We start from the raw sequence: 26,154 nt of genomic DNA on the forward strand, positions 1-26,154 counted from the left end.
CGGCTCAGCGGGGCGGGGCGATCTCCCCCACGGTGATCTGGATCTGCTCGCTCGACGCGCTCACGCCGTTCAGGGCGGCGGTGGCCTGGAGCCGGTTGGGGCCGGCCGGGAGGGCGGGCCCGGGAGCGCAGCTCCAGCGGCCGTCGGCCCCGGCGGTGTCGGCGCACACCTCGTGGCCGTCCTGGTCGGAGACGGTGATCTGCGCGCCCGGGTGGGCGGTACCGGCGACCACCGGCCGCGCTCCCAGCGGCACACCGGACTCCGGGCGGGTCAGGACCGGCTCGGCCAGTCCCACGGTCACCTGGCAGCCGCCGGTCGCCCGAGGCGTGCCGTCCGCGTCCGCGAGCCGCAGGACGCATCCGCTCGGCCGGGTCCCGGGCACCGCGTCCGCGGGCACCGCCAGTACGAAGGGGAAGGTGCCCGCCCGCCAGGGCCGCTCCGCCGAGGCGGCGGTGTAGGCGGCGCTGCGGCCGTCGGCGGCCACCGCGCCCCGGTAGCCGGGGGCGTCGAGGGGGACGCCCGTCACCCGGGTCCCGGCGGGGGCGGTCAGGGTCAGCGTGGCACCGGCGCCGAGGGCGGGGCCCGCGAGTCCGGCGGCCTCGACGATGCCGTCCCGGCCGGGCGGGATCGTCACGGCACCCCAGAGCACCCGGTCGTGCGCCGCCGGAGCGCGAGCGGCGGTGGACGCCCCGTCCGCCGGCCATGCACCCGCGAGGATCCCGGCCGCCGTCAGCGCGGCGGCCGCTGTCCTGCTGGACCTGTTCATCGGCGGGCTCCCTGTACGACTGTCACGGGCATCCCCGGAGCCGATTCTGCCGGTGCGTCCGCGCGGGCCGCCCGTACTGAACGGCCGTACGGGTGACCGGCCGGCGGGAGGGCGCGGCGGCGGGACCGGCCCGGCGGCGCCCGTCCCGCGCGCGCCGCGGCCGGCCGCCCCGGGGCCCGTCGCCCCGTACCGCCGCCGGGTCCCGCCGCGGGCCGGCACCGTTCCGGACGTCACCGTGGGCCCCTCCCGGCGGAAGCCGCCCGCGGCGTCCCCCGCGGGCCCGCCCGAGCCGCCCCGGCCCCGGCAAAACGGGACCGGGGCGGTGTGCCCGTCAGCGGCCGAGCCAGGCCGTGGTGTCCGGGCCGAGGCGGCCGTCCTCCAGGGGGGCACTGGTCAGCAGGACCTCGCCCGCCGGGAGGGAGACCGGGTCGGGGGACAGGTTGGCCACACAGCGCCAGCCGTCGCCGCGGTCGAACTGCAGGACCCCCGCCGGGGTCTCCTCCGCCCAGTTCAGCGCCTCGCCGTCGATCAGCTTGCGGCGCGTCCGCAGGGCCGCGCGGTACAGCTCCAGGGTCGAACCCTCGGCCCCGTCCTGCGCCTCGACGGCGTACGCGGCGAAGGACGGCGGCTGCGGCAGCCAGGCACCGGCCGCCCCGAAGCCGTACGACGGACCGGTCGTCGTCCACGGCAGCGGCACCCGGCACCCGTCGCGGCCCTTGCGGACGTGCCCCGTCTGTTCCCAGATCGGGTCCTGGAGGACCTCGGTGGGCAGGTCGGCGACCTCGGGCAGGCCGAGCTCCTCGCCCTGGTAGAGGTAGGCCGAGCCGGGGAGCGCCAGCATCAGCAGGGTGGCGGCGCGGGCCCGGCGCAGACCGGCGTCCGGGTCGACGGCGGGGGCGTGGCCGCCGGACAGCAGCCAGGCGTTCTCGTCCGTGTCCGGCGGCAGCATCAGGCGGGAGGCGTGCCGGACGACGTCGTGGTTGGAGAGCACCCAGGTCGCCGAGGCGCCGGCGGCGTGCGCGGTCTCCAGCGAGTCGGTGATGACCTGCCGGAGCTCCTCCGCGTCCCACGCGGCCTGCAGGTACTCGAAGTTGAAGGCCTGGCCCAGTTCGTCCCGGCGGGCGTACAGGGCGCGCCGGGCGCCGGGGACCCAGGCCTCGGCGACGGCCATGCGGGGCGGGGAGTAGGCGTCGAGGATCTTGCGCCAGTCGCGGTAGATCTCGTGCACCTCGTCCCGGTCGTAGAAGGGGTGGGTGCCGGGCGGGAAGTCGGCGAGGGCGCCCTCGCGGCTCAGCTCGGGGGCGCCGAGGTCGCGCAGCGGCTCGTCGAGGTCCTTGGCGAGGGCGTGCGCGACGTCCACGCGGAAGCCGTCCACGCCCCGGTCGGACCAGAACCGCAGGGTGGTGCGGACGTCGGCGCGGACGTCCGGGTGGCCCCAGTTGAGGTCGGGCTGCTCGGCGGCGAACAGGTGCAGGTACCACTGTCCGTCCGGCACCCGCTGCCAGGCGCTGCCGCCGAACACGGACTGCCAGTCGGTGGGCGGCAGCTCGCCCTGTTCCCCCTTGCCGTCACGGAAGACGTAGCGGTCGCGGGCCGGGGAGCCCGGTCCGGCGCGCAGCGCCTCCTGGAACCAGACGTGCTGGTGGGAGGTGTGGTTGGGGACGATGTCGACGATCACCTTCAGGCCGAGCCGGTGGGCCTCGGCGACGAGCGTGTCGAAGTCGTCGAGGGTGCCGAGGCGGGGGTCGACGTCGCGCGGGTCGGCGACGTCGTAGCCGCCGTCGGCGAGCTCGGAGGGGTAGAAGGGGCTCATCCACAGGGCGTCGACGCCCAGCGCGGCGAGGTGGGTGAGGCGCCGGGTGATGCCGCGCAGGTCACCGAGTCCGTCGCCGTCGGCGTCGGCGAAGCTGCGGGGGTAGACCTGGTAGACGACGGCCTGCCGCCACCAGTCGGGGTTCTTGGAGGAGAGGTCGGGCGTGGCGTCGGGGGCGGGGTGCGGCGGCCGGGGGTCGGGCGTGGTGGTGCGGTCGGTCACGCGGTCTCCTCTGGGTGCGTGCGGGTACCGGCAGAGAATCTGTCCGCTTCACCGTAAAAGCGAACACACCGGCAGCGTGGAGCCATTCCCTACGGAGGGGGGATGACTTTTTTGCCCCCGTTCGCCGGAATCCCTCCGGGCTGCCCCCAGTGAACGACTACTCCGAGGGCCGTTCGACCGTCGTCAGGTACAGCCCGACGTAGCGGGCCACGTCCACGTCCAGGCCGACGTCCACCAGGGGCTGCTCGCGGGTGCCCTCGTGGAGCTCGGACTCGCCGGCGCGGACGCGGCGGTCGACCACGGTCTGGCCCCGGGCCGGGCCCGGGGCCAGGGAGACCTCGACGGGGAGCCGGTGGGTGGTCAGGCCCTCCGGGTCGGCGACCGCGCACAGCGCGCCCGCGTCGCCGAGGCCGCCGGCGTCCTCGGTGGGGTCGTCGGGGCGGCTGCCCGGCGTGGCGGGGCGGTGCGCGAGCAGCTCACCGGCGAGCCGGGTGCCCGGTTCGCCGCTCGCGCGCAGCCGGCGCACGTCCGCCGCCGGGACGACGACCCGGGTGAACACGTCCAGGCCGTACATCGTGATCGGCACTCCGGCGGTGAGCAGGATCGCGGCGGCCTCCGGGTCGTGCCAGACGTTGAACTCGGCGACCGGCGTGGCGTTCCCGACCGCCGCCGCGCCGCCCATGAACACGATCCGCTCGATGTTGCGGGTGACCTCGGGGTGGGTGCGCAGCAGCAGGGCGATGTTGGTGAGCGGGGCGGTGGGCACGAGCGTGACCGGGCGCGGCGAGGCGAGGATCTCCCGGCGCAGCAGGGTCACGGCGTCCACGCCGGCGGGGGTGCGGCGCGGGGCGGGCAGGCCGAGGTCGCCCATGCCGTCGTGGCCGTGGACGTGGCGGGCGGAGCGCGCCGCCTCGATCAGCGGGCGCTCCGCTCCCCGCGCCACCGGGATCTCCGGCGCGCCCGCCTGTTCCAGCACGGTCAGCGTGTTGCGGACGACGCCGTCCACGTCGGTGTTCCCGGCCACGCAGGTCACCGCGCGCAGGTCGATCCCCGGGTGGCGCACGGCGAACAGCAGGGCCAGGGCGTCGTCGACCCCGGTGTCGCAGTCGATGATCACCGGGACGGGCTGTCCGTCGGTCACGGCGAGGCTCCTTCCGCCTGGGTACGTGACTGCCGACCCTACGCGGGGTCCCAGAGCGCGGTGCCCCGCCGGTCCGACCGCTCCGCGATCCGCCGCAGCAGCTCCTCCGCGGGCAGGGCGCCGGGCCGCCGCCCGTCCCTGAGCCGTACGGCGAGCAGTCCGCCGTCGGCCTCCCGCGCCCCGAGCACCGCCTGGTACGGCACCAGCCGGGCCCGGCGGATCCGGGCGCCGAGGCTGCCCTCGCCCGCCCCGGTCACCTCGGCCCGCAGACCCAGCTCACCGGCCCGCCGTACGACGTCGTACGCCCGCTCCCGCTGCGCCTCGCCCACCGGCAGCACCGCCAGCTGCACCGGTGCCAGCCACACCGGGAAGGCGCCGCCGTGCACCTCGAGGAGGTGGGCGACCGCCCGTTCCACGCTGCCGATGACGCTGCGGTGCACCATGACCGGGCGGTGCCGGGCGCCGTCGGGGCCGGTGTAGCGCAGGTCGAAGCGTTCCGGCTGGTGGAAGTCGATCTGCACGGTGGACAGGGTCGACTCGCGTCCCGCGGGGTCGGTGATCTGCACGTCGATCTTCGGGCCGTAGAAGGCGGCCTCGCCCTCGACGGCCTCGTACGCGGTGCCGGAGGAGTCCAGCACCTCGCGCAGGAGGGCGGTGGCCCGTTCCCACAGGGCCGGGTCGGCGACGTACTTGCCGCCGCGGCCCGGCAGCGACAGCCGGTGGCGGGCGGCGCGGACGCCGAGGTCGGCGTAGGCGCGGGAGATGAGCGCGAGGGCGGCGCGGGCCTCCTCGACGGCCTGTTCCAGGGTGCAGAAGACGTGCGCGTCGTTGAGCTGGATGGCCCGTACGCGGGTGAGTCCGCCCAGCACCCCGGACGGCTCGGAGCGGTACATGCCGCCCAGCTCCGCCAGGCGCAGCGGCAGCTCCCGGTGGCTGCGGGACCGGGAACGGTAGACCAGGGCGTGGTGCGGACAGAGGCTGGGCCGCAGGACGACCTGTTCCGCGCCCAGCTCCATGGGCGGGAACATGTCCTCGCTGTAGTGGTCCCAGTGGCCGGAGATCTCGTACAGCTCGCGCTTGCCGAGCACCGGCGAGTACACGTGCCGGTAGCCGGCCGCGCGTTCCGCCTCGCGGACGTACTCCTCCAGGGTGTGCCGTACGACGGCGCCGTCGGGCAGCCAGTAGGGCAGGCCCGCGCCCATCAGCGGGTCGGTGCCGAACAGGCCGAGCTCGCGGCCGAGACGTCGGTGGTCGTGCACGGTGGGCTCCTCGTGGTCGTGAGGCGAGCACCACGCGCGACGAAGCCCCGGGGCACTCGCCCCGGGGCTTCGTCAGTGGTCAGCTGTCAGCGCGCCGGGACCTGGTCCGGCGTCGTCGTGCGGGACGAGTGGGCGCGCTGCATGCCGGCGACGCTAACAGGGAGGCGGGTGGCGGGCGAGCCGTTTTCCCTCCGGGCGGCTCACCCGGACGGCCCGCCGCGCTGGTGGGGCGTCCGGCGGGGTGGTGCCGTAGGAACACGGCCGCCCGTGGACGGCCCGGTTCCCCCAGGAGGCACCCCGATGACCCATGCCCCGGCCGCCGCCCGCGCCCTCCTCGCCTCCGCGCTGTCGGTGACGTCCCTGCTGACCGCGGCGGCGTGCGTGGCCGGCGACCGGGAGGTGCCGCGCGCGCTGCCCGCGGGCGTGTCCGAGCCCCCGGCCACGTCCTCCGCCTCGCCCGCCGCCGAGCAGCCCCCGCCCGGCCCGCCCGCGCTGAGCGAGGAACAGCTGCGGGCGGCGTTGATCACGGAGACGGATCTGGGGGAGCCCTGGACGGCGGGCCGGGGCGCGGCGACCTGGCGGGACGGGATGCTCAAGGCGAAGACGGAGAACGCCGACTGCCACCGGCTGCTCGACGCCCTCTACACGGAGGAGCTGTTCGGCCCGCCGGCCGGGCCGAGCGCCACCGTCACGCTCGACGACACCGCCGACGACTCCCAGCTGCGCCACCAGGTCGCCACGCACCCGCCCGCCGACGTGGACCGCGTCCTGGACTGGATGAAGACGCTGCCGGAGACGTGCGGGCGGTTCGAGGCGACGACCACCGGGGCCGGCGTCCAGCTCGTCGAGGTGGCGGAACTCCCGCTCCCGGAGGCCGGCGACGCGCGGGCGGGGCTGCGGCTGACGATGACCGGGGAGGCGGCCGACGGGGTACCGACGCACCTCACCGTGAACCTCGCGGCGGTCCGCGTCGGCGAGGACACGATCATCCTCACCAACGGCGGCCTCGGCGCGGTCCTCCCCGAGGTCATCCAGGCGATGACCCAGCTCGGCGCGGACCGCCTGGCGGACATCGGCCGGCAGGGACGGGTACGGGTCTGAGGCGGGGACGGGTACGGGTCTGGGGCGAGGCCCCGCCGGAAGCCGGCGGGTGATCAGCCCAGGCGGTCCACGGCCTGCTTGGCCTCGACCAGGTCCGCGCCCGTGGTCTCGCGGTACAGCTTGATCGCCTGGATCTTCTTCCCCCGGCGTACGAGGTCGAGGATCTCGTCCCTCCCCGGGATCTCCTCCTGGAGGCCCAGGTGCCGCATCACCGCGTCGAGTTTGCGCTCGACGCGGGCGGCGCGGCGGTCGGCGCGGGAGAGGTGGTTCTGGATCGTCATGACACCGAGGACCACGACGCAGGTGAGGAAGAGGATGGCTATGTCCATGACCGCCAAGCGTAGGAAGCGCGGGGCGGACCGGCGGGGGCGACACGCTCGCTCAGGGCGTGTCGAAGCGGCGGCGGTGGGAGACCACGTCCAGGGCGACCTCCAGGGCCGTGCGGTCGTGGGCGAAGGCGTCGGCGCGCAGGCGGGCCAGGGCCTCGTCGGCGCCGATGCCCAGCTGGGCCATGATCATGCCGACGGCCTGGTGCACGCGGTCGTGGTCGGCGGCCAGTCCGCTGAGCCAGGGTTCGTCGCCGCCCGGGAGGTCGTACGGCAGATCCATCAGCGCCACCGTCATGACGCCGGCGAGGAGCCGGGCCACCCGCAGCTGACCGTCGGTGAGTCCGCCGGGGGTGCCGCGGTAGAGGTCGAGGGTGCCGACGCAGACGGCGTCGCTGCCGAGGGGGAGCGCGTACACGGCGCGCACGCCGGCGACGATCGCCTGCTGGGCGAAGACGGGCCAGCGGTCGGCGCAGTCGGCGGCGGCGAGGTCGCGGACGAGGACCGGCACGCCGACCTCCAGGACGTGGCGGCAGGGGCCGTCGCCCAGGGTGGCCTGGAGCTGGGCGAGACGCGCGGCCCGCGGACCGGAGGCAGCGAGTTGTACGGGCATGCCGTCGCCGCGCAGCGACACGCTCGCGCCGTCCACCGGCAGCAGCTCGAGGGCCACCGCGCACAGCCGCCCCGGCACGGCGGCCGGCCCGGCGTCACGCAGCTCCGCGGCGATCGCGCCGATCACCCGTTCGTCCTCCCGGCCCGGGTCGCCCCTGGGACCGTCCCTGGGCCGCACGCCCACCGCCTCCTCCGGCCGTTCACCCCGGAAACGAGCCCCGACTACCCGGCCCGCCCGGCCCCGAAACGGTCAGACCGGGGGTTGTGCCGGGGCCGGCCCCAGGGTCGTGGTGCCCGGGGCCGTGCGGTGGCCCAGGCCGGTGCGGTAGGCGTCCAGGGCCGCCTCGACGCGGCCGGTGCGGCGCAGCAGGTCACCGAGGAGGCGGCACAGGTCGGCCAGGTCGCCGGCCGCGCCCGCGCGTTCCAGCAGGCTCATCGCGCGGACGTAGTGCTCCTCGGCCTGCTCGACCCGGCGGGCGTCCTCGGCGATGATCCCGAGCAGCCGGTGCGCCGCCGCCGCGTGCACCGCGCCCCGCTCGGGGGAGAGCCCGCCGAGCACGTCCCGCAGCAGGACCTCCGCCTCCTGGGAGCTGCCGCGCCGGCGCAGGACGTCGGCCAGTTCGACGGTCACCTGGCTGCTGTAGAGGGACGCCCGCTTGGCCGACAGCATCTCCAGCGCCTCGCGCATCTCCTCCTCGGCGCGCTCCAGTTCCCCGTTCTGCGCGTACACGTAGCCGCGCATCCAGTGGCAGTTGGCCAGCTCGGTGCGGAGCTGCAGTTCGCGGTACAGCTCCGCCGCCTTGGCCAGCGAGGCGTCCGCCTCGGCGAGACGGCCCTCGGCGAGCAGGGTGCGGGCCACCGACCGGTGCATGCGCGCCACCAGCGCCGGGTCGCCGGACTGCGGCGCGAGCGCCAGCGCGAACTCCGCCGCCTGCGCGGCCCGCGCGTGCGCGCCCATGTCCATGTACGGGCCGATCGCGCTGGCGTAGAGCAGCAGCAGCGCGTCCGGGTCGTGCAGGCCGCCCCGGTTCAGCTCGTCGATCGCGGTCTCGAGGAGGTAGACCGCATAACGAAGTTCCCCCGCGAGGTAGTGGGCGACGGCCCGCCCGCGCAGCGCCGGCACCCGTGCGGGCAGCGGCGCCTCGGCGAGCCGGGCCTCGGCCCGCTCGAAGTACTGGCGGCCGTCGGCCAGGTCGCCGGTCTCCAGCGCGCACTCCCCGAGCCCGAGCAGCGCGGCGGCCTGCTCCTCGGCCAGGTCCTGTGCCTCCGCCTCGGCGAGCAGCCCGGCGTACTGCTCCACCGCGGCCTCCGTCTCGCCGACGGCGAGCGTGCGCTGCGCCTCGGTCAGCCGCAGGTGCAGCTCGGTCACGAGCCGGGCGGAACGTCCGGTGGCCAGCTCGTCGAACGCGACTCCGAGACGGTCGGCGAGATGCCGCAGCGCGTCGTCGGAGGGACGCACCCGTCCCGCCTCCAGCGTGGAGATGTAGGCGGGCGTGTACACCGGCTCCGCCAGCTGCCTCTGGGTCAGCCCGCGCTCCGTCCGCAACTGCTGCACCCGCCGCCCGATGGCCGCCGGCTCGTCCCGCTCCCCCACGCCAACTCCCCCAGTGCCCCTTGCCGTTCGTGACCGACAGCCCCTAGGTTAAACCGCGAATTAAACGTGCTTAACCCGTCGCTGTTGCGAGGTCGCCGTGCTGGAACGCACACGCATCACCGGGCGTCACGCCCGTGGCTTCGCCGCGGCCGTCGCCGCGGTCGCTGCGCTGGTCCTGGCGTCCAACGCGGGCCCGGCCAAGGCCACCGACCCCGAGCCGCACCGGCAGACCACGGCACCGGTGGAGGCGGCGGTCCGGTAGGGGCGCCCACCCCGGCCGCACCGGCACGCGGACGACGAGGACCGTCGCGGGCACGGCGCTCGGTCCACCGTGCCCGTCCGGAAACCCGGCGGCACGGAAGTCCGGCAGGCCCGGAAGTCCGGCGGTCCGGAAGCCCAGAAGCCCGGCGGTCCGTAGGCCCGGAAGTCCGGCAGGCCGCCCCGTCGGCCGGGCAGGACCCCGCACCCGGTCGCGTCAAGGAGGGGGACGGGCCGTGCGATGCTGTCCGGGGGGCACCCCGGACAGCGGAGTTCCCGGCTGACGCGCCGCGTTCCGGCCCGTCCGGCACTCAGCCCTGCGTCTGCAACTGCCGCAGCTGCCGCCGCACATGATCCAGGGCCCCCTCGCGCCGCCCCGGAACCCGGCCGCGCAGCTCCGCGAGCACCACACCGAGTTCCCGGGCCCGGGCCGGGTCACCGATCCGGCCCCACTGGTGGTGCGCCCGGTCCACGGCCGCCTCGACGGCGGGCGCGTCCGCCGACTGCCCGGCGGTCAGCCGGGCGCTCGCGACGGCCAGCCAGGTGCGGCAGCTGCGCGCCGCGTCCCCGGCCAGCATCGCCAGGTCCGCCCGGACCTCCGTCCAGTGCAGCGCCTCCTCGGAGGCGGGCCCGTGCGCCAGGTGGGCCGCCTGCTCCAGCCGCGCGGCGAGCGCGTCGGCGTCCGCGTGCCGGCCGGAGCGCACGGCGGCGGTGACGGCCGCGTGCGGATCGCCCGGCACCGGCCCGCGCCGCGCCAGCAGCAGATCGGTGCCCGCGCTCTCCGGCGCGATCCGCGTCACCGCCTGCTGGTGCAGCTCCTCGTCCGGCGGACGCCATCCGCTGCGCAGGATCGTCGCGACCGCCTTCATGTACGCCGGTGCCGCGACCCCGCGACGGGACGGCGGCGGGGGCGCGACACGGCCGTAGACGGCGTTGTCGGGGCCGCAGTCGAGCGGGGACGGGCCCGGCGGGCGCGCCGCGCCCAGCGCCTGCCAGGTCTCCGGGTCGGCGTGCAGATCGAGGAACAGCGTCGTCGCGCCCGCCGGACGCAGCCGCAGCTCCTCCCGGAACCAGTGCCACGGCAGCCCGGTGTACCGCACGGTGGACGCGGTCGTACGGGCCAGCGCCAGGTGCGGCAGCCGCTGGCGGCGGTCGAGCTGGAGCTGCCCGGTGACGTACACGGTCAGCGGTCCCGGCGCCGCGGCGGCGGCGCGCAGCCGGGTCAGCACGGCCTGCGGCTCCAGCGGGTCGGCGAGTTCGACGACGTTCGCGGTGTCCGCGCCGGACAGCACGGCGGGAGGCACCGCCGCGAGGACCGGGAGCACGGACGCCGCGTCCACCAGCCGCCCGCGGCCCAGCGGCGAGGCCGCCAGCAGCAGCACGGTTCCGGGCATGGTCCCCTCCCCTGTCGATCACCTACGGCAGCACGGTAACCGCTGCGGCTGCAAAGGGTGATGTCAGTGGGATGAACGTCCCCCTTCGGGGCCTTCGCCCCCCGACGCACGGGACACACGGGACGCACAGGGCGCACGGGTCGCACGGGGCGCACGGATCCGTCGTACCGCGAAGGCGGTGGTGTCGTCGACCAGGTGCCCCCGGCTGTGCCGCAGCGTCCCGTCCCGTACGGCGGCGACCAGCCGGCCCGGTGCGACGACCCGCGGGTCCGCCGACACCGCCCGCGTCAGGTCGTCGGCGAGCCGGTAGAAGTCGCCGGCGCCGTTCCGGGCCTCGGTCACGCCGTCGGTGACCAGCAGCAGCGTCTCCTCGGCGGCGACCGGCACCCGGCACACCGCGGGCGGGCCCGGGGCGAGGTCGCGGCAGCCGAGCGGGAGGTCCCCGCCGGCCGGCAGGGACCGCACACCGCCGGGGCCGACGGCCAGCGGGGGTTCGTGCCCGAGGACGACGGCGTCCACCACGTCGGTGCGGTCCGCCGGGAAGCCGAGCAGTACGGCGGTGGCGAACCGGTCGCCGTCGTCCCGGCCGAGCGCCGTGGTGTACGCGCGGTGCCGCAGCATCCGGGTCTCCAGCCGGTCGGCGACGGCCGTCAGCTCCGCCTCGTGGTAGCCGGCCTCGCGGAACGCCCCGAGCAGCACCGCCGCCGTCTCCACCGCGCCCAGCCCCTTGCCCTGGACGTCACCGACGAACACACGGGTGCCGTACGGGCCCGGCTGGATGTCGTAGAAGTCGCCGCCGACGCGGGCCTGGGCGTCGGCCGTGAGGTAGACCCCGGCGTGCTCCAGGCCGCCCCAGCCGGGCGGCAGGGGGCGCAGCACGGTGCGCCGTACGGTCTCGGTGACGTCCCGCAGGTGCAGCGCGCGGCGCTCACCGCGCACCCGCACCACACAGGCCAGCGTCGCGAGGACGCCGCCGGCGGCGACGAGGATGAAGTCGGGCAGCCCCGCCTGGAACTGGTGCGGCCAGGCGTTGTCCACGGCGGTGTACGTGGCCATCGCGAGCACGGCGAACAGGGCCGTGCCCCACACCCCGCAGATCGCGGCGGCGATGCCCGGCACCAGCACGATCCAGGAGATGGTCCGGAACTCCCCGCCGGTTCTGTGGTCGGCCACCAGGATGACGACGAGCAGCAGCAACGGCGGCACCCAGGTGACGCTCCGGCCCCGCACCCGCAGCAGTTCGTGCCGCTGCACGACGTCGCCCCGGCCGGCCAGGGGGGACCGGTCGTGCAGGCCGTGTCCCCCGCTGCCCGGACTCACCGCCCCAGCGAAACACGGCGCCGTGCGGCCCGCATCCGGTCTCCACTTGCCGACGGACCCCGGGAGGTGTGCATTGGTGGGGCGGGGGCGAGGAGAGAGGAGTGCTCCCATGGCGCACGCGGCACCCCGGCCCCGGGCAGCGATCGAGCGGGCCGGCACGACCGACATCTTCAGCACACGGACCCATAAGGCGGCGAAGGTCGTCGTACCCGTCCTGCTCGGGGTCGTGTACGGCTACTGGGCGGCGGCCAACCGGCGCTACGGCGGGCCGATCACCGTGGAGAACTTCCTGTTCGGCTTCCTCACCGGCCTCGCGTTCACCCTGGTGTTCATGGCGCTCCTCGCCCTGGCCCCCAAGGTGCGGCGCGAACTGCACGCGGTGCTGTGGGCCGCGTTCGGCGGCAGCGCGATCGGCTTCCTGGTCATCCAGGCCGCCAGCCCCGGCGTCCTGCGCTCCGCGGCCCTGGGCCTGGCGGTCGCGGCGGGGGTGTTCCTGACGATGTTCTACCGCTTCTACACCCACGAGGACGCGACAGGCCACCGCGTCGGCTGAGGCACAATGCCGGGCCCCTTCCCGGGCGGCTGCCCTCACGCCTCGACACGCCACCGAGAGCCTGCGTCGGTTCGGGTCGGGGGTGGGTCGCGCAGCCCGGCACCTGCGGGGCGCCTCCCCCACTCTCGGCTTCGCTCGAGCGGGGGGGGGACCCCCATCGCCCACCCGTGCCGCCCTGCGGCACGACTGCCCGCGGATGACGGACCCCCGTTCGGACAGCTCCGTGCACCCGTACGCGCGCCCACCACTCGCGCACCCGGCCCCCCGCGCCTTGCCTGGAGACGTGTCCCTCCACCAGAGACCCCACCGCCCGCACCTGCGCAACGCCCTCTCGGCGACCCTCGTCGCCCTCGCCTGTCTGCTCACCCCCTGCGGCGCCCTGGCCGCCTGGGCGGCCTTCGGCCTGGCCGACACCGGCCGCTACGTCGACACCGTGGCACCGCTCGCCACCGACCCCGCCGTACGCGACGCCGTGGCCGACGCCGTCGGGGACGAGGTCGTACGCGAACTGGACCCGAAGACGGCGGCCGGCCCCGCCCTCGGACCGTTCGTACGGGACGCCGTCCGCTCCTTCACCCGCACCGAGGCGTTCCGTACGGCCTGGGAGGCGGGGAACAGAGCCGTCCACGAAGCCGTCCTGCGCGCCCTGCGCGACGACGCGGCCGCCCCCGGCCCGGTCACCGTCGACCTCGCGCCCGTCACCGCGCGGGTACGGGACCGGCTCGCCGCCGACCACATGCCCTTCGCCCACCGCATCCCCGTCGAGCACACCGAGGTCGCGGTGGTGCCGGCCGGGGAGGTGGCCGGGCTCCGGAAGGGGTACCAGGTGCTGGACACCGCCGCCTTCTGGCTTCCGCTCGCGGCCGTCGTCCTCGCCGTCACCGGGATCGCCGTCGCCGCATGCCGCCGGCGCGCGCTCACCGCGACCGGCCTGGGCACGGCCCTGGGCGGCGCCCTGCTCGCCCTCGCGATCGCCATCGGCCGCCGGCTCACCCTGGCCGACCTGCCCGACCGCGTCCACCGCCCGGCGGCGGCCGCGGTCTACGACGCCCTCACCGCCACCCTGCGCACGGCGTCCTGGCTCCTCCTCGCCCTGGGCCTGACGGTGGCCCTCGTCTCCTGGCTGACCGGCCGCTCCGGCCCCCGGCGCGAACCCCCGGCCCCGACGGCCACCCCGACCGGTGGTTCCCGGCAACCACCCGCCACCCTCCCTCGTCTTTGAGGGCGTCCTTGAGGGAGGATCCGGGCATCGCACCCGCGAGCGGAAGGCCGGAACGTTGGACACTGCGACTGCCGACCCGACAGCCGCCGGGGACGGGACGGGGCGGACGGGGGGACGGCGGCGGTTCGGCGCCTGGTGCGCGGGACTGCTGTTCGCCGGGGTGAGCGTGGTCGTCGGCTGCCGGACCGCCGACACCGACGGCATCACCCCCGTGCCCCAGCTCCTCGCCTTCCTGCCCTGGCTGCTCGTGCCCACGGCCGCCGGGCTGCTGTTCACCCTGGTCGCCCGGTGGTGGACCGGCGCGGTGTGGGGCGTGGCCCTGCTCGGGCTGCTGGCCTGGTACATCGAGCCGTACGGGAAGACCGGCGATCCCTCGGGGCCGCCCGTAGCCGAGCTGCGGGTGCTGACCTCGAACGTGGAGTTCGGGCAGGCCACCGGCGCGCTGATCGACGCCGTACGCCGCGAGGAACCGGACGTCGTGTTCGTCCAGGAGTGCGAGTACGCCTGCGACGCGGCATTGAAGCGGGAGCTGACCGACGCCTACCCGCACCGGCAGGCGGTGGAGGGCGGTGGCTCCGAGGGCTCGGTCATCCTCAGCCGTTTCCCGCTGCGGGCCACCGACGGGGTCCCCGGCACCATGGGCATGCCCGGCGCCGTCGCCGACGTCGACGGGCACCCCGTACGGCTCCAGCTCGCGCACCCCATGCCGCCACTGCCCGACCAGGTGGGCCTGTGGCAGCGGGAGCTCGGCCGGCTGCGGGACGCGGCCGCCGCCGACCGGGACACCCCGACCGTGCTCGCCGGGGACTTCAACGCCTCCCAGGACCACGCGGCCTTCCGGCGCATCCTCGACACCGGCCTGCGCGACGCGGCCCGCCTGGACGGCGCCGACCGGACCCCGACCTGGCCGTCCCGCACCGCCCCGGCCTTCGGCACCCAGATCGACCACGTCCTGGTCTCCGACGACTTCGCCGCGCGTCGGGCCCGCTTCCTCGATCTCAAGGACACCGACCACCGAGCTCTGACAGTCGACCTGACCCTGCACGCCGGCCGGTGACGGACGTGCGGGCCGCCCCGGAAGGGGACGGCCCGCACACGCCGCACGATGACTGCCGGAAGGAGCGAGCCGGTGTCCGGCCCCTGACGCGCTCCCTCCCGGCCACAGGCGTCAGACGCCGATGTCCCGCCCGTCCGCGCGCCACACCGCGACCACGGCCGGGCGGACGTACGTGCCGGGCCCGTCGGGCCAGGTGCTGGCCGGCTGGTCGACCGTCGCCCCGTCCACCTCGCCCGGGTGCTGCACGGCGACCAGCACCCGCCGGTCCTGGATGACCGGACCGCAGGTCTCCGCACCGTTCGGCACGGTCAGGAACTGCTTCAGCTCACCGCGCCGGTCGCCGCGCGTGGCGACGCCGAAGAGGCCGTCGTGGGAGCCGAGGGCGCTGCCGTCGGTGGAGATCCACAGGTTGCCGTGGTCGTCGAAGGCGACGTTGTCCGGGCAGGAGATCGGGCTGACGGAGTCCTTCGGGAACCCGGCGAAGTACGTCGCCGGGTCCTCCGGGTCACCGGCGACCAGGAACAGCGACCAGGCGAAGCTGGTGCTCTCCGGCCGGTTCCAGCGCTCGGTCAGCTCCAGGACGTGGCCGTGCTTGTTGGAGTTGCGCGGGTTGGCCTCGTCGGCGGCGGCGTAACCGGCCTTGCCGCGGTTGGAGTTGTTGGTGAGGGCCATGTAGACCTTGCCGGTGACCGGGTTGGGCTCGATGTCCTCGGGCCGGTCCATCTTGGTGGCGCCGACCTTGTCACCGGCGAGGCGCGTGAAGACGAAGACCTCCTCGGCGGTCATGCCCTCGACGTGCGAGACGGCACCGTCGGCGGTGGCGGTGGCCAGCGGGATCCACTGACCGCTGCCGTCGAACTCGCCGTCCTTCGGGAGCTTGCCGGTGCCGTCGATCTCGATGGCCGGGGAGTCGCCGCTGAGCTTGGCGACGTACAGCGTGCCCTCGTCGAGCAGCGTCAGGTTGTGCTCGCGCGCCCAGCGGCTGTTGCCGTGCCGCATCCGCTTGCTGCCGACGAACTTGTAGAAGTAGTCGAACCGCTCGTCGTCACCCGAGTACACGACCGGGCGTCCGTCGTGCGTCAGCCGCACGGTCGCGCCCTCGTGCTTGAACCGGCCGAGCGCGGTGTGCTTGCGCGGGGTGGAGTCGGGGTCGTACGGGTCCAGTTCGACGACGTACCCGAAGCGGTGCACCTCGTTGGGCTCCTGGGAGACGTCGAACCGCTTGTCGAAGCGCTCCCACTTGCGCTCGGTGGCGCCGGTGCCGATGCCGTACCGCTTGTCGGTCGCGCGGCTGCCGTTGGCGAAGTACTGGTTGAAGTTCTCCTCGCCGTGCAGGGTCGTGCCCCACGGGGTGGTGCCGCCGGCGCAGTTGTTGAGGGTGCCGAGCACCTTGGTGCCGCTCGGGTCGGCGGAGGTCTTCACCAGGTCGGACCCGGCGACGGGGCCGGTGAGCCGGAACTCGGAGGTGGCGGTGAGCCGTCGGTTGAGCTGGTGCCGGTTGACGGGCGTCAGCTTGCCGGTGCGGCGCTCCTCCTCGACCGCGACCACCGCGAGCCCGTGCGCGGCCCAGGCGATCTCGACCTGCTCGCGGGTGGGGTTGGCGGCGTCGTAGTCCCGGAACATCAGGATCTCGTCGGTGTACTCGTGGTTGGCGACGAGCAGCTGCCGGTCGCGCTCACCGCGCAGCGGCAGCAGGGCGAGGAAGTCGCAGTTGTACCCGAACTGCCCGGCCTGCGCCTTGGCGCTCTGCTTCTCCGGGTCGAAGGCGGGCGCGCCGCGCAGGATGGGCTCGCCCCAGCGGATGACGACGTTCTGCCGGTAGCCCTCCGGCACGGTCACGGCGTCGTCGGTGTTCGGCGCGACGGGCGTGAACCGCAGACCACGGGCGCCCTTGGGTTTGTGGCCGTGCCCGTGGTCGCCCTTTCCGGCGGCGGGGGCCGCCTGCGCCTCGGGCGCGGTGGCGACGCCGACCGCTCCGGCGCCGGCCGCGGCGACGGTCACGACGGCGGCGGCGCGCATCATGGAGCGGCGGCTGAGGGCACCGGCGATGACGTCACCGACGTACTCGTTGGAGCTGGTGTTGGGCACCTCGTGGAAGCAGGCGTCACCACACCGGAAACGACAGGTCATGGCGGACCGGCCGCCGGGGTGGGAACCGGACGGTGTTCCGATCAGCGGCAGCAGCTTTCGCACGTTTTCTCTCCTTGGGTACCCGTGGTGTCAGCGCGACCGTAGGGGTACATACGTGCGGTAGCCGGGCGCCCGGATGAACGGTGGGTGAACCTGCGGCAGCGTCTGAGGAGTTCTGCCGGTCCGAATCGCGCTCTTGACATATACGGTTCCGCAAACCCAACCCTGCCCAAGATCGCTCTCGCGGGCCGCTAACCTTACGTGTCCGTCCTGGCCAGGGATTGACGGGCATCAACCACGCGAAGGGTTGCGCACATGGGCATTCTCACTCTCCTGCGGAACGCGTTCGGCCGGTCACGCAAAGCGAGGCCCACCGAAGCGGGAGGTGCGGCGGACGCCGCCGAGACGGCGAGTACGTCCCCGACGTCGCCCGCCCCGACGGAGCCGGCCTCGGAGCCCGCCACGGAGCCCGCCGCGGCAGCCTCGAAGGTCCCGTCCCCGGCCCCCGAGCCCACCCCGTCGTCCCCCACGGCCTCCGTCCCGGAACCCCGCGAGGAACACGACCTGGTCTCCGCGGCCTTCGACAACGTCGCGGTCCCCAGGCCCACCCGATCGGACGACCCCTCGACCCCGGACCCGGCACCCACCCAGGAAGCCGAGGCGCCCCCGACACCCGAGCCCGAGACCACGACGGAGCCCGAGGCTGCCACCGAGGCCGAGCCGGAAGCCGCCCGAAAGACCGAACCCGAGGCCGACGCGGGGGCCGAAGCCGAGCCGGAGACCGAGGCCGCACTCGAGCCCGAACCCGAGCCCGAACCGGAGGTGAAGCCCGAGCCCGAGAAGGAGCCCGAGGCTGCCACCGAGGCCGAGCCCAAGGTGAGTGCCGAGGCCGAGCCTGGGGCCACGGTCGAGCCGGAAGCCGAGCCCGAGGCCGGCGTCGAGGCCACGGTCGAGCCCGAGCCGGAGGCCGAGGCCGCCACTGAGACCGAGCTGGAGCCGGAAACCGAGCCGGAGGCGGAAGCCAAGGCGGAACCGGAAGCCGAGCCCGCGGCCGCCGACGGCGAGGACGCCCCACAGGGGCCACCCGCACCCGACGACGAAAGCCGCACGGGCGGTGCGGGTGGGAACGAAAACCCGGCCGAAGGCGAAGCCGAGGCCGAGCCAGAGGTCAAGCAGGAAACCGCGCCCGAGCCGGCGGCCGAGCCCGAGACCACCGCCGAGGCTGAGCCGGAAGCCGAGCCGGAACCGAAGCTTGAGGTCGAGGCCGAAGAGAAGCCCGAGGCTGCCGCCGAGCCCGAGCCCGAGGCCGAGCCCGCGGCCGCCGACGGCGAGGACGCCCCACAGGGGCCACCCGCACCCGACGACGAAAGCCGCACGGGCGGTGCGGGCGGGAACGAAAACCCGGCCGAAGGCGAAGCCGAGGCCGAGGCCGAGCAACCCGCAATCCCCACCACCCTCACCACCGCCTACAAGGCAGCCGGCGCCACCCTCGAGAAGCACGACCTCACCGGCACCCGCGCCAAGGTCTACCTCGTCCTCGACCGCTCCGCCTCCATGCGCCCGTACTACAAGGACGGCTCCGCCCAGGCCCTCGCCGAGCAGACCCTCGCCCTCGCCGCCCACGTCGACACCGAGGCCACCCTCCACGTCACGTTCTTCTCCACCGAACTCGACGGCACCGGCGAGCTGACCCTCACCGACCACGAGAACAAGATCGACGAGCTGCACGCCGGCCTCGGCCGCATGGGCCGTACCAGCTACCACGCGGCCGTCGAGGCCGTCCTCGCACGACACGCCGAGGAAGCAGCCGGCACCCCCGCCCTGGTGGTCTTCCAGACGGACGGCGCGCCCGACGCCAAGACCCCCGCCACCCAGGCCCTCACCGACGCGGCGAAGAACCACCCCAGCGTCTTCTTCTCCTTCGTCGCCTTCGGTGAGCACGACAACAAGGCCTTCGACTACCTCCGCAAGCTGAAGACGGGGAACACCTCCTTCTTCCACGCGGGCCCCGCCCCCCGAGAGCTCACCGACAAGGAGCTCTACGAGGGCGTACTGGCGGCCTGGCGCCCGTAGCCGCCGCGCCTCACCCCTTCCCCCGGGGGGCGGACGGACCTCCCGTCCGCCCCCCGAAACGCAGGTGAGCCGACCTTCCCGGGACCAGTAGGATTTCGACCATGGCGGCCACTGGATCCGAGAAGCAGGGGGCGAAGGCGTACTACGTCTCGACCCCCATCTACTACGTCAACGACGCTCCTCACCTGGGCCACGCCTACACGACCGTCGCAGGCGACGTGCTCACCCGCTGGCACCGCCAGCGCGGCGAGAAGGTGTGGTACCTCACCGGCACGGACGAGCACGGTCAGAAGATCATGCGCACCGCGGAGGCGAACGGCGTCAGCCCGCAGCAGTGGGCGGACAAGCTCGTCGACGAGGCGTGGAAACCCCTCTGGGAACACCTCGACATCGCGAACGACGACTTCATCCGCACCACGCAGAAGCGGCACACCGACCGCGTCCAGGAGTTCGTGCAGGACCTGTACGACAAGGGCGAGATCTACAAGGGCGGCTACGAGGGCCCGTACTGCGTGGGCTGCGAGGAGTACAAGCTCCCCGGCGAGCTGCTCGACGGCGAGGGCGAGTACGCGGGCCAGAAGCTGTGCCCGATCCACAAGAAGCCGGTGGAGATCCTCAGCGAGGAGAACTACTTCTTCAAGCTCAGCGAGTACGGCGAGAAGCTCCTCGCCCACTACGAGGCCAACCCGGGCTTCATCCAGCCGGAGTCGGCGCGCAACGAGGTCGTGAACTTCGTCCGCCAGGGCCTGCAGGACCTCTCCATCTCCCGCTCGACCTTCGACTGGGGCATTCCGATCCCCTGGGACGACAAGCACGTGATCTACGTGTGGGTCGACGCCCTGCTGAACTACGCCACCGCGGTCGGTTACAACGAGAACCCGGAGAAGTTCGAGGACACCTTCCCCGCCGACGTGCACCTGGTTGGCAAGGACATCCTCCGCTTCCACGCGATCATCTGGCCGGCCATGCTGATGGCGCAGGGCCTCCCCCTCCCCGGGAAGGTCGCCGCGAACGGCTGGCTGATGGTCGGTGGCGAGAAGATGTCGAAGTCCAACCTGACCGGCATCAAGCCGCAGGACCTGACCTCGCACTTCGGCGTGGACGCGTACCGCTGGTACTTCCTGCGGGCGATCGCCTTCGGCCAGGACGGCTCCTTCTCCTGGGAGGACTTCTCCGCCCGCTACACCAGCGAGCTGGCCAACGACTACGGCAACCTCGCCTCCCGCGTCGCCGCGATGGTCGGCAAGTACTTCGGCGGCGAGCTGCCGGCGTCGGCGGCCGACGGTGACGCGGAGCGGGCGATCCACGACGGCCTGGCGAAGGCGGTCACGGAGGCCGACCGGAAGATCGGCGAGGAGCTGGACTTCCAGGGCGGCATCCTGGCGGTCTTCGACTTCGTGAAGCAGGTCAACGGCTACATCACCGAGCAGGAGCCCTGGAAGGTCGCGAAGGACGAGTCGCCGGAGGGCAAGGCCCGCCTGGCGACGATCCTCTACACCGCCGCGGAGTCCCTGCGCGCGGTGGCGGTCCTCCTCAACCCGATCATGCCGGAGACCTCGCAGAAGCTCTGGGACTCCCTCGGCGCGGAGGCCGGCCTCGGCGCCCTGGCGGACCAGAAGGTCCAGGAGTCCGGCACCTGGGGCCTGCTCCCCGCCGGCTCCACGGTCACCAAGGGCGCGGTCCTCTTCCCGCGTCTCGAGGAGAAGCCGACCGCGTAGAACGCATCATTACGTACGTCCAGAGGCCCGGAAACGGCTTGTTTCCGGGCCTCTGCGCAGTTGAAGGTTCAGCTTCCCGACGCGTGTGCCACGAAGTCGGCCCACGCCTGGCGCGTAAGCGCAAGCTGAGGGCCTTCCACGTTCTTGGAGTCACGGACGTGCACGGTGCCGGGGGTGAGGGCAAGCTCGACGCAGGAGTTGCCATCGGTTCCACTGCTGTAGCTGCTCTTGAACCACGCCAGTTCGGAGGCGTCCCCGGTGGAAGCCTTGCGGATCATGTGTCTCCCAGCAGTTTCTCGATGAAGGTCAGCGACTCCCTCGGGGGGAGAGCCTGCGCCCGGATGGTGCCATACCGCAGCTCAAGGATGCGAAGCTGCTTTGGATCCGCAATCGGCCGTCCGTTGTACGCGCCATCGGAACGCCCCACCGCCGTACCGTCCGGGAACTTCAGCAGCTCGATCCTTCCGTCCACTCCTGGATGGGCATCGGTGTTCGTCGGCATGACTTGAAGCGAGACGTTCTTCAACTGCCCCACCTCCAGCAGACGTTCGAGCTGCCGTCGCCACACCATTGTGCCCCCGACCTCTCGGCGCAGCGGTGCCTCTTCCAGCACGAAGTGGAGCGACGGTGCCGGGTCGCGTTCGAAGACGGACTGCCGGGCCAGCCGCGCGGCCACCATGCGTTCCACGTCGTCCGCAGAGTAGGGCGGTTGCGCTGCCTCCATCAGGGCTCGGGCGTGCTCCGGTGTCTGCAGCAGCCCATGGATGCTGTTGCACTCGTACACCCCGATCTCGACCGCCTTGCCCTCCAGCTTCCCCAGTTCCCGAACCCTCTTCGGATACCGGACCTTCTTCACGTCCTCCCAGGCCGCCGAGACGAGCCCACCCGCGCCCAACACCTCGTCGGCCCTGTCCAAGTACTCCTGCCGGGGAATCCGTTTGCCGCCCTCGACCTTGTAGACGAGGTCGTCCCCGTACCTGACCGCCGCCGCGAAGTCGGTGACCCGCATCCCGACGGCCTCCCGCCGCAGCCTCAACTGCCGCCCCACCGTGGCGAGAACGGCCACGCCCCACTCGTCGTCCGGGTCCACCTCCCACCCCGGCTCGTCCTCCTCGGTCTCGGTCCGGAGCCGTACCGCCTCGCCGTCCACCGACATACCGCACCCCTCTGTCGTACCGTCGTGCCGCAACGCCCGTACGCACAGGCCTGTTTCCGACGGTCCGGACACGGCAGACAAGCCCCGGACAGTCACCCTACGTGTCAGCGCTGTCACTGTTCACGGTAAGCACGTCCGGCCACTCTCGGTTACGTGAACAGCGAAAAATCCACCCAACTCCTCTCATCCGCCGACCATTTCAGCGTGCTCCTGTCACCCACACCCCACGGTGCCCGCCTCGCCCGGCTGCTCGCCACGGACTGGATGCGCGACCGGGACCTGCCCCACCCCACCACCGAGGCCGCCGAACACCTCGTCGCCGAACTCGCCGCGAACGCGGCCACCCACGGCCGGCTCGCCGGACGCGACTTCCGCCTCGCCCTTCTGGACCGCGACGGGACCCTGCGCATCGAGGTCACGGACACCCGAGGCGACGACCTCCCGCGCCATCACCGGCCCGCCCCCGACGCCGAGTCCGGCCGCGGACTGCTCCTCGTCGAGGCCCTCGCCGACCGCTGGGGTGTCCGGCTCGGACCGGTCCCCCGCAAGACCGTATGGGCGGAACTCGATCTGCCGCCATCCTGACCAGCGGAAACGACACCGGCACCGGAACCCGACTGCGTGTGTTCCGGTGCCGTCGGCCGTCTTCCCCAAGGACCACGGGAGAGAAAGAAACCCCACCAAGCCCCACCCCTCCCGCCCACGGCGCACGCTCACTCGCGCGGGTGAACATCACCAACTGGAGTGGATATGCCACAGGTTGTCTGCCCTACGCTCAGCGCAGCACGGCACACAGCCCCAGACACGTAAACGGCCCCCGCCGGGAACGCCATCCCACTGCGAGGGCCTGACCACCAAGGAAGAACGACCTTCCCGATGGACACCCAAAACACTAGCGTGCGCCCGCACGCCCAGTCCCGCATCGGCGGGAAAACCCACTCCTCCCGGCACGCTCGCGCGAAGAGTCACCCTGGCGGAGTCACCCACGACAACACCCGCCACACCACCCGCTTCACGGTGATCGGCAACCACCTCACCCAGCACCCGGACCTCTCCCTGCTGGCGATCGGACTGGCCTGCCACATCCAGTCGCTCCCGACCGGCACCCCCGTCGGCATCAAGTCCCTCACCGCCCGCTTCCCGGAGGGCCCGACCCGGATCGCCACCGCCCTGAACGAGCTGGAGACCCACGGCTACCTGCGCCGCACCCGCGAACGCACCCCGACCGGCCGCATCGTCACCCGCACGGTCTCCTGCAACCAGCCCGGCCGACGCGACGCCCCGTCCGAACCGAACGAGGCGCCCGCGCCCCCGGCCCGCCGCGCGGCCACCGCCCCGCAGCGGGAACCCGCACGCCGCCGCGCCCTCCCCGCCGTACCGAAGCCCGCGTACACCTCCCCCGACCTCCTCCAGGCGGCCACCGACGTCCTCGCCGGCCTGCGCCGCGAGGACCCCCGCCTGCTGCTCTCCGCCACCGACGCCGAACACCTCGCGCCCGGTGTCGTCGCCTGGCTGGAACGGGACCTCACCCCCACCGCCGTACGCAAGGCCCTGGCCGGTGGCCTGCCCTTGGAGCCCTTGATCCGACCCGCCGCCTTCCTGGCCCACCGCCTGACGGCCAAGCTGCCGCCCCTCCCGCCGTACCGCGCCCCCGAACCACCCGCGCCCGCTCGGCACCCCCTCCGCAACTGCGACATCTGCGACCACGCCTACCGCGGCCCCGACCCCCACCACTGCCAGGGCTGCGGCGACCTCAAGATCCTGCGCCACTGGCACCGGCGTGCCGTCACGGTCCCGACGGCCGTGGAGATCTTCGAAGACGAGTAGTCACGGCTGCCGGAGCGGCCTCCCCGCGCCGCCTGCTGAGGATGCGCGTCCTCGGACTGCCCGGCAGACGCCGTGAGGGGCCCGGGAACTCGTCCCGGGCCCCTCACAGTTCGCGGCGCGACATGGGTACGCGAGGGCCGGGGGCTCGTGGTCTCCCGGCCCTCGCGTGTCTCGGGTGCTACTTGAGCACGCCCGCCCCCGTCGTCGTCGCCAGCGACGTCGGCAGGTTGCTCGCCGAGGCCTCCAGACCCGCCGTGAGGGACGGGGTCCAGTTGACCGTGGTCTTCAGGTCCTTGGACGAGGCGGCGTTGTAGGCGGCGACGAGGTCGGTCACCGTGCCGTTGACGAGGTTGCCGGAGCCCTTGACCGAGCCGGTGCCGTCACCGCTGAGGAGCTTGGCCGCCTTCGCGCCGGACGGCAGCTTCCAGTAGTTGTTCTCCGCGACGACCTGGGCCTTGGCACGGGAGTTGATGCTGTACTGCGGCGCGTACCCGTTGAGGGGCGTGACGTCGTAGTAGTTGTTGTAGATGTGGATCTGGCCGATGCGGGCCAGCGGGGCGCGCTGCATGATGCCCTTCCACACGTTGTGGTGGATGGAGACGCGCAGCTTGCCGACGCTGTCGGTGTCGCTGCTGCCGATCAGCATCGTCTTGTCGTGGTGGGTGAACTGGTTGCGCGAGACGGTCACCAGGTCGGAGCCCTTGGTGATGTCGAGGGCGCCGTCGTGGATCTGGTACTCGCGGCCGAAGTACTTCGGGTTGGCGCTGTCGAAGTGCGGTGCGTCGGTGAACGTGTTGTGGTCCGCCCACACGTGGGTCGCGCCGCGCAGGGACACCGAGTCGTAGTTGGAGTTCCAGTTGCCGTCGTCGCCGTCGGTCGGGTCCCACTGCGGGAAGCAGTCCTCGGTGGCGGCGAAGGTCAGGTTGCGGACGATGACGTTGTCCACGTTCTGGATCTGGAGCATGGCCCCGGTGAGGCCCGCGTTCGTACCGGGCACGCCCACGATCGTCGTGTTGGCGGGGACCTTGAGGACGATGTTCTTGCCCTGCTTGGCCTGGGCGGCGGCGCGCGCCGTCTCCTGGGTGCCGGAGGGCAGCTTGGAGCGGCCGTAGGTGGCCGGGTCGTAGGCCTTGAGGTAGGCCGACAGCGAGTAGCCGGTGCCGGAAGCGTAGTCGGCGCAGGTCAGCTTCTTGCCGCTGTCATCGGTGTTGGCGTCGATCATTCCGTTGATCTTGATGATGCGGGGCGTGGTGTCGGACACCGAGCCCAGCGCCTTCACGAGCTGCGCGCGGGTGGAGACGGTGAAGGTGTGGGCCGCGTCGGCCTTCGTGCCACCGGTGGTGCCCGTACCGGAGGACGCCCAGCCGTCCTTCGCGGCGAGCGTCTGGTGGTACAGGTCGACGGTCCCGGCGTTGGCGTTCATCACGAGAACACCGGCGCCGACGCCCGCGGCCACGAAGGCCGCACAGACGACAGCGGCACGACGGGAGCGGAGGGACCGGCGGTGGGAACGAGCAGCCACGAGGCTTCCTTACGGGGGAGGAGCGGGGTTACGCCCTGTCAGTGGCCGCCGCCCGGTGAAGGGTTGCCGCGTGCGGAGATTTTTTCTCCCCGTCTTTCCCCGTCATCAGGTCCTGGGCGTTGCCGTCGAGCGCAAAGGCGTCGGTCCCGCCGGCTCCGCGGTCACCGAGGACGCGGTCCTCTTCCCGCGTCCCGAAGAGACGCCGACCGCGTAACGCGCTCGCTACAGCAGGGGCCCAGGACGGAGGGAAGCCTTCTCCCGGGCCCTTCCGTTTGCGAAGATCACGTGAAGGCGGCCGATGTCCGGCCGCCACCGCTCACGTGGGGGGATTCCGTCCATGGCACTCTTCGGCAACGCGCACACCGTCGACCCGGCCCAGGCGCAGCAGGACTACGCCCGTCTGCTGGGCCACGGCGAGCAGGTGCACGCCGCGTTCCTGCTGATCCGCGACACCATACTGTTCACCGACCGCCGCCTGATCATGGTCGACAAGCAGGGCATCACCGGCAAGAAGGTGGAGTACCACTCCGTTCCGTACCGCAGCATCACCCACTTCGCGGTGGAGACGGCCGGCACCTTCGACCTCGACGCCGAGCTGAAGATCTGGATCTCCGGTTCCCCGACCCCCATCCAGAAGACCTTCACCAAGGGCGTCGACATCTACGAGGTCCAGGCCATCCTCACCCAGTTCGTGGCCCGCTGACCCGATCGGGTGAACGCCTCACCTATGCCATCCGCATAAGCCATGAGCGCGCCAGGTTGGTGCTCCTCGAGGTGGTGGAGGTCGGGCTGGAGTCCACTCCGGCCAAGAAGAACTGGAGGAAGCTGATGCAGAACGTCGTCACCCACTTCCCGGGGCACGGAACGCTCTTCGAGGAGAAGTACCTGGAGGGCAGGGCCGAAGGCGAAGCCAAGGGGATCCTGCGCGTACTGGAGGTACGCGGCCTCCCCCTCTCCGACGACGTCCGTCAGCGCATCACCACCTGCACCGACCTCGACCGCCTCAACGACTGGCTCGACCGCTCCGGCACGGTGGAGCGCGCGGAGGACCTCTTCACCGAGGAGGGTCCGGCGGCCTGAGGACCCCGCA

The 26,154-nt window shown here is 73.3% G+C and carries 23 protein-coding genes and 1 pseudogene; 11 read left to right on the forward strand and 13 right to left on the reverse strand.

Annotated features, from left to right (window positions below):
- Nucleotides 1-4: 4 nt before the first annotated feature.
- The 4 genes and pseudogenes from KUM38_RS00850 to thrS all read right to left on the reverse strand — a co-directional run.
- Nucleotides 5-766, reverse strand: coding sequence for a carboxypeptidase regulatory-like domain-containing protein (locus KUM38_RS00850; RefSeq protein ID WP_217127288.1), 762 nt, complete (start codon nt 764-766; stop codon nt 5-7).
- A gap of 331 nt (nt 767-1,097) precedes the next feature.
- Nucleotides 1,098-2,801 (reverse strand): glycoside hydrolase family 13 protein, encoded by a 1,704-nt coding sequence (locus KUM38_RS00855; RefSeq protein WP_217127289.1) that lies wholly within the window; start codon nt 2,799-2,801, stop codon nt 1,098-1,100.
- 157 nt (nt 2,802-2,958) lie between these two features.
- Nucleotides 2,959-3,942, reverse strand: a complete 984-nt coding sequence (locus tag KUM38_RS00860) for a nucleoside hydrolase (RefSeq protein WP_217127290.1) — start codon at nt 3,940-3,942, stop codon at nt 2,959-2,961.
- Nucleotides 3,943-3,980: 38 nt separating this feature from the next.
- Nucleotides 3,981-5,204 (reverse strand): annotated as a pseudogene (gene thrS / locus KUM38_RS00865) (threonine--tRNA ligase); the annotation flags it as partial.
- Nucleotides 5,205-5,501: 297 nt separating this feature from the next.
- On the opposite strand from thrS, the gene KUM38_RS00870 reads away from it, so the two are divergent.
- Complete coding sequence (locus KUM38_RS00870) at nt 5,502-6,302, forward strand: hypothetical protein (RefSeq protein ID WP_217127292.1); 801 nt, start codon at nt 5,502-5,504, stop codon at nt 6,300-6,302.
- A 53-nt stretch (nt 6,303-6,355) separates the two neighbouring features.
- Here the strand turns inward: KUM38_RS00870 and KUM38_RS00875 are convergent, their stop codons facing one another.
- The 3 genes from KUM38_RS00875 to KUM38_RS00885 form a co-directional block, all read right to left on the reverse strand.
- A complete protein-coding gene (locus KUM38_RS00875; RefSeq protein WP_217127293.1) occupies nt 6,356-6,631 on the reverse strand; it encodes a hypothetical protein in 276 nt (91 codons plus the stop codon).
- Nucleotides 6,632-6,683: 52 nt separating this feature from the next.
- Nucleotides 6,684-7,424 (reverse strand): GAF and ANTAR domain-containing protein, encoded by a 741-nt coding sequence (locus KUM38_RS00880; protein WP_217127294.1) that lies wholly within the window; start codon nt 7,422-7,424, stop codon nt 6,684-6,686.
- A 66-nt stretch (nt 7,425-7,490) separates the two neighbouring features.
- Nucleotides 7,491-8,834: a helix-turn-helix transcriptional regulator gene (locus KUM38_RS00885; RefSeq protein WP_217127295.1), complete on the reverse strand. Its 1,344-nt coding sequence runs from the start codon at nt 8,832-8,834 to the stop codon at nt 7,491-7,493.
- A gap of 97 nt (nt 8,835-8,931) precedes the next feature.
- Between KUM38_RS00885 and KUM38_RS00890 the strand changes: the two genes are divergently transcribed.
- A complete protein-coding gene (locus KUM38_RS00890) occupies nt 8,932-9,096 on the forward strand; it encodes a hypothetical protein (protein WP_217127296.1) in 165 nt (54 codons plus the stop codon).
- 307 nt (nt 9,097-9,403) lie between these two features.
- Here KUM38_RS00890 and KUM38_RS00895 read toward each other — a convergent pair whose 3' ends face one another.
- Complete coding sequence (locus tag KUM38_RS00895) at nt 9,404-10,486, reverse strand: hypothetical protein (RefSeq protein ID WP_217127297.1); 1,083 nt, start codon at nt 10,484-10,486, stop codon at nt 9,404-9,406.
- 63 nt (nt 10,487-10,549) lie between these two features.
- A complete protein-coding gene (locus KUM38_RS00900; protein WP_308408872.1) occupies nt 10,550-11,806 on the reverse strand; it encodes a PP2C family protein-serine/threonine phosphatase in 1,257 nt (418 codons plus the stop codon).
- A 109-nt stretch (nt 11,807-11,915) separates the two neighbouring features.
- Between KUM38_RS00900 and KUM38_RS00905 the strand changes: the two genes are divergently transcribed.
- The 3 genes from KUM38_RS00905 (at nt 11,916) to KUM38_RS00915 (ending at nt 14,638) form a co-directional block, all read left to right on the forward strand.
- Complete coding sequence (locus tag KUM38_RS00905) at nt 11,916-12,359, forward strand: hypothetical protein (RefSeq protein ID WP_217127299.1); 444 nt, start codon at nt 11,916-11,918, stop codon at nt 12,357-12,359.
- A gap of 283 nt (nt 12,360-12,642) precedes the next feature.
- Entirely contained in the window at nt 12,643-13,581 is a 939-nt protein-coding gene (locus tag KUM38_RS00910; RefSeq protein WP_308408873.1) for a hypothetical protein, read from the forward strand.
- A gap of 55 nt (nt 13,582-13,636) precedes the next feature.
- The gene (locus KUM38_RS00915; RefSeq protein ID WP_217127300.1) at nt 13,637-14,638 is read left to right on the forward strand and encodes an endonuclease/exonuclease/phosphatase family protein; all 1,002 of its coding nucleotides are present in this window, start codon (nt 13,637-13,639) and stop codon (nt 14,636-14,638) included.
- A 111-nt stretch (nt 14,639-14,749) separates the two neighbouring features.
- On the opposite strand, the gene KUM38_RS00920 is transcribed toward KUM38_RS00915, so the two are convergent.
- Nucleotides 14,750-16,831: a PhoX family phosphatase gene (locus KUM38_RS00920; protein WP_217127301.1), complete on the reverse strand. Its 2,082-nt coding sequence runs from the start codon at nt 16,829-16,831 to the stop codon at nt 14,750-14,752.
- Between the two features lie 252 nt (nt 16,832-17,083).
- On the opposite strand from KUM38_RS00920, the gene KUM38_RS00925 reads away from it, so the two are divergent.
- Together KUM38_RS00925 and metG are read left to right on the forward strand one after the other, a co-directional pair.
- A complete protein-coding gene (locus KUM38_RS00925) occupies nt 17,084-18,841 on the forward strand; it encodes a VWA domain-containing protein (RefSeq protein ID WP_217127302.1) in 1,758 nt (585 codons plus the stop codon).
- Between the two features lie 101 nt (nt 18,842-18,942).
- The gene (gene metG, locus KUM38_RS00930) at nt 18,943-20,559 is read left to right on the forward strand and encodes a methionine--tRNA ligase (protein ID WP_217127303.1); all 1,617 of its coding nucleotides are present in this window, start codon (nt 18,943-18,945) and stop codon (nt 20,557-20,559) included.
- A 68-nt stretch (nt 20,560-20,627) separates the two neighbouring features.
- On the opposite strand, the gene KUM38_RS00935 is transcribed toward metG, so the two are convergent.
- Both KUM38_RS00935 and KUM38_RS00940 read right to left on the reverse strand, forming a co-directional pair.
- Nucleotides 20,628-20,837 (reverse strand): DUF397 domain-containing protein, encoded by a 210-nt coding sequence (locus KUM38_RS00935; RefSeq protein ID WP_217127304.1) that lies wholly within the window; start codon nt 20,835-20,837, stop codon nt 20,628-20,630.
- Entirely contained in the window at nt 20,834-21,715 is an 882-nt protein-coding gene (locus KUM38_RS00940) for a helix-turn-helix transcriptional regulator (RefSeq protein WP_217127305.1), read from the reverse strand. Before KUM38_RS00940 ends, KUM38_RS00935 begins: the two co-directional genes overlap by 4 nt.
- Before the next feature lie 153 nt (nt 21,716-21,868).
- Here KUM38_RS00940 and KUM38_RS00945 point away from each other — a divergent pair, with 153 nt between their 5' ends.
- Together KUM38_RS00945 and KUM38_RS00950 are read left to right on the forward strand one after the other, a co-directional pair.
- Nucleotides 21,869-22,300 (forward strand): ATP-binding protein, encoded by a 432-nt coding sequence (locus tag KUM38_RS00945; protein ID WP_217127306.1) that lies wholly within the window; start codon nt 21,869-21,871, stop codon nt 22,298-22,300.
- Between the two features lie 291 nt (nt 22,301-22,591).
- A complete protein-coding gene (locus KUM38_RS00950; protein WP_254396479.1) occupies nt 22,592-23,542 on the forward strand; it encodes a helix-turn-helix domain-containing protein in 951 nt (316 codons plus the stop codon).
- Nucleotides 23,543-23,720: 178 nt separating this feature from the next.
- Here the strand turns inward: KUM38_RS00950 and KUM38_RS00955 are convergent, their stop codons facing one another.
- Nucleotides 23,721-25,064 carry a polysaccharide lyase family 1 protein gene (locus KUM38_RS00955; protein ID WP_217127307.1) on the reverse strand — a complete coding sequence of 448 codons (1,344 nt, stop codon included), beginning with the start codon at nt 25,062-25,064 and terminating at the stop codon, nt 23,721-23,723.
- A gap of 337 nt (nt 25,065-25,401) precedes the next feature.
- Here KUM38_RS00955 and KUM38_RS00960 point away from each other — a divergent pair, with 337 nt between their 5' ends.
- Nucleotides 25,402-25,767: a PH domain-containing protein gene (locus KUM38_RS00960; RefSeq protein WP_217127308.1), complete on the forward strand. Its 366-nt coding sequence runs from the start codon at nt 25,402-25,404 to the stop codon at nt 25,765-25,767.
- Between the two features lie 56 nt (nt 25,768-25,823).
- Nucleotides 25,824-26,144: a hypothetical protein gene (locus tag KUM38_RS00965; protein ID WP_254396480.1), complete on the forward strand. Its 321-nt coding sequence runs from the start codon at nt 25,824-25,826 to the stop codon at nt 26,142-26,144.
- Nucleotides 26,145-26,154 lie beyond the last annotated feature (10 nt).

Origin of the sequence: Streptomyces sp. AC558_RSS880, assembly GCF_019049255.1 — a bacterium.
In the GTDB taxonomy this organism is placed as follows: Bacteria; Actinomycetota; Actinomycetes; order Streptomycetales; family Streptomycetaceae; genus Streptomyces.

What these genes read in the sequence shown, in the direction of transcription:
- KUM38_RS00850 (WP_217127288.1), bottom strand. Translation starts at nt 766, where the DNA reads ATGAACAGGTCCAGCAGGACAGCGGCCGCCGCGCTGACGGCGGCCGGG.
- KUM38_RS00870 (WP_217127292.1), top strand. Translation starts at nt 5,502, where the DNA reads ATGACCCATGCCCCGGCCGCCGCCCGCGCCCTCCTCGCCTCCGCGCTG.
- KUM38_RS00875 (WP_217127293.1), bottom strand. Translation starts at nt 6,631, where the DNA reads ATGGACATAGCCATCCTCTTCCTCACCTGCGTCGTGGTCCTCGGTGTC.
- KUM38_RS00895 (WP_217127297.1), bottom strand. Translation starts at nt 10,486, where the DNA reads ATGCCCGGAACCGTGCTGCTGCTGGCGGCCTCGCCGCTGGGCCGCGGG.
- KUM38_RS00905 (WP_217127299.1), top strand. Translation starts at nt 11,916, where the DNA reads ATGGCGCACGCGGCACCCCGGCCCCGGGCAGCGATCGAGCGGGCCGGC.
- KUM38_RS00925 (WP_217127302.1), top strand. Translation starts at nt 17,084, where the DNA reads ATGGGCATTCTCACTCTCCTGCGGAACGCGTTCGGCCGGTCACGCAAA.
- metG (WP_217127303.1), top strand. Translation starts at nt 18,943, where the DNA reads ATGGCGGCCACTGGATCCGAGAAGCAGGGGGCGAAGGCGTACTACGTC.
- KUM38_RS00935 (WP_217127304.1), bottom strand. Translation starts at nt 20,837, where the DNA reads ATGATCCGCAAGGCTTCCACCGGGGACGCCTCCGAACTGGCGTGGTTC.
- KUM38_RS00940 (WP_217127305.1), bottom strand. Translation starts at nt 21,715, where the DNA reads ATGTCGGTGGACGGCGAGGCGGTACGGCTCCGGACCGAGACCGAGGAG.
- KUM38_RS00950 (WP_254396479.1), top strand. Translation starts at nt 22,592, where the DNA reads ATGGACACCCAAAACACTAGCGTGCGCCCGCACGCCCAGTCCCGCATC.
- KUM38_RS00960 (WP_217127308.1), top strand. Translation starts at nt 25,402, where the DNA reads ATGGCACTCTTCGGCAACGCGCACACCGTCGACCCGGCCCAGGCGCAG.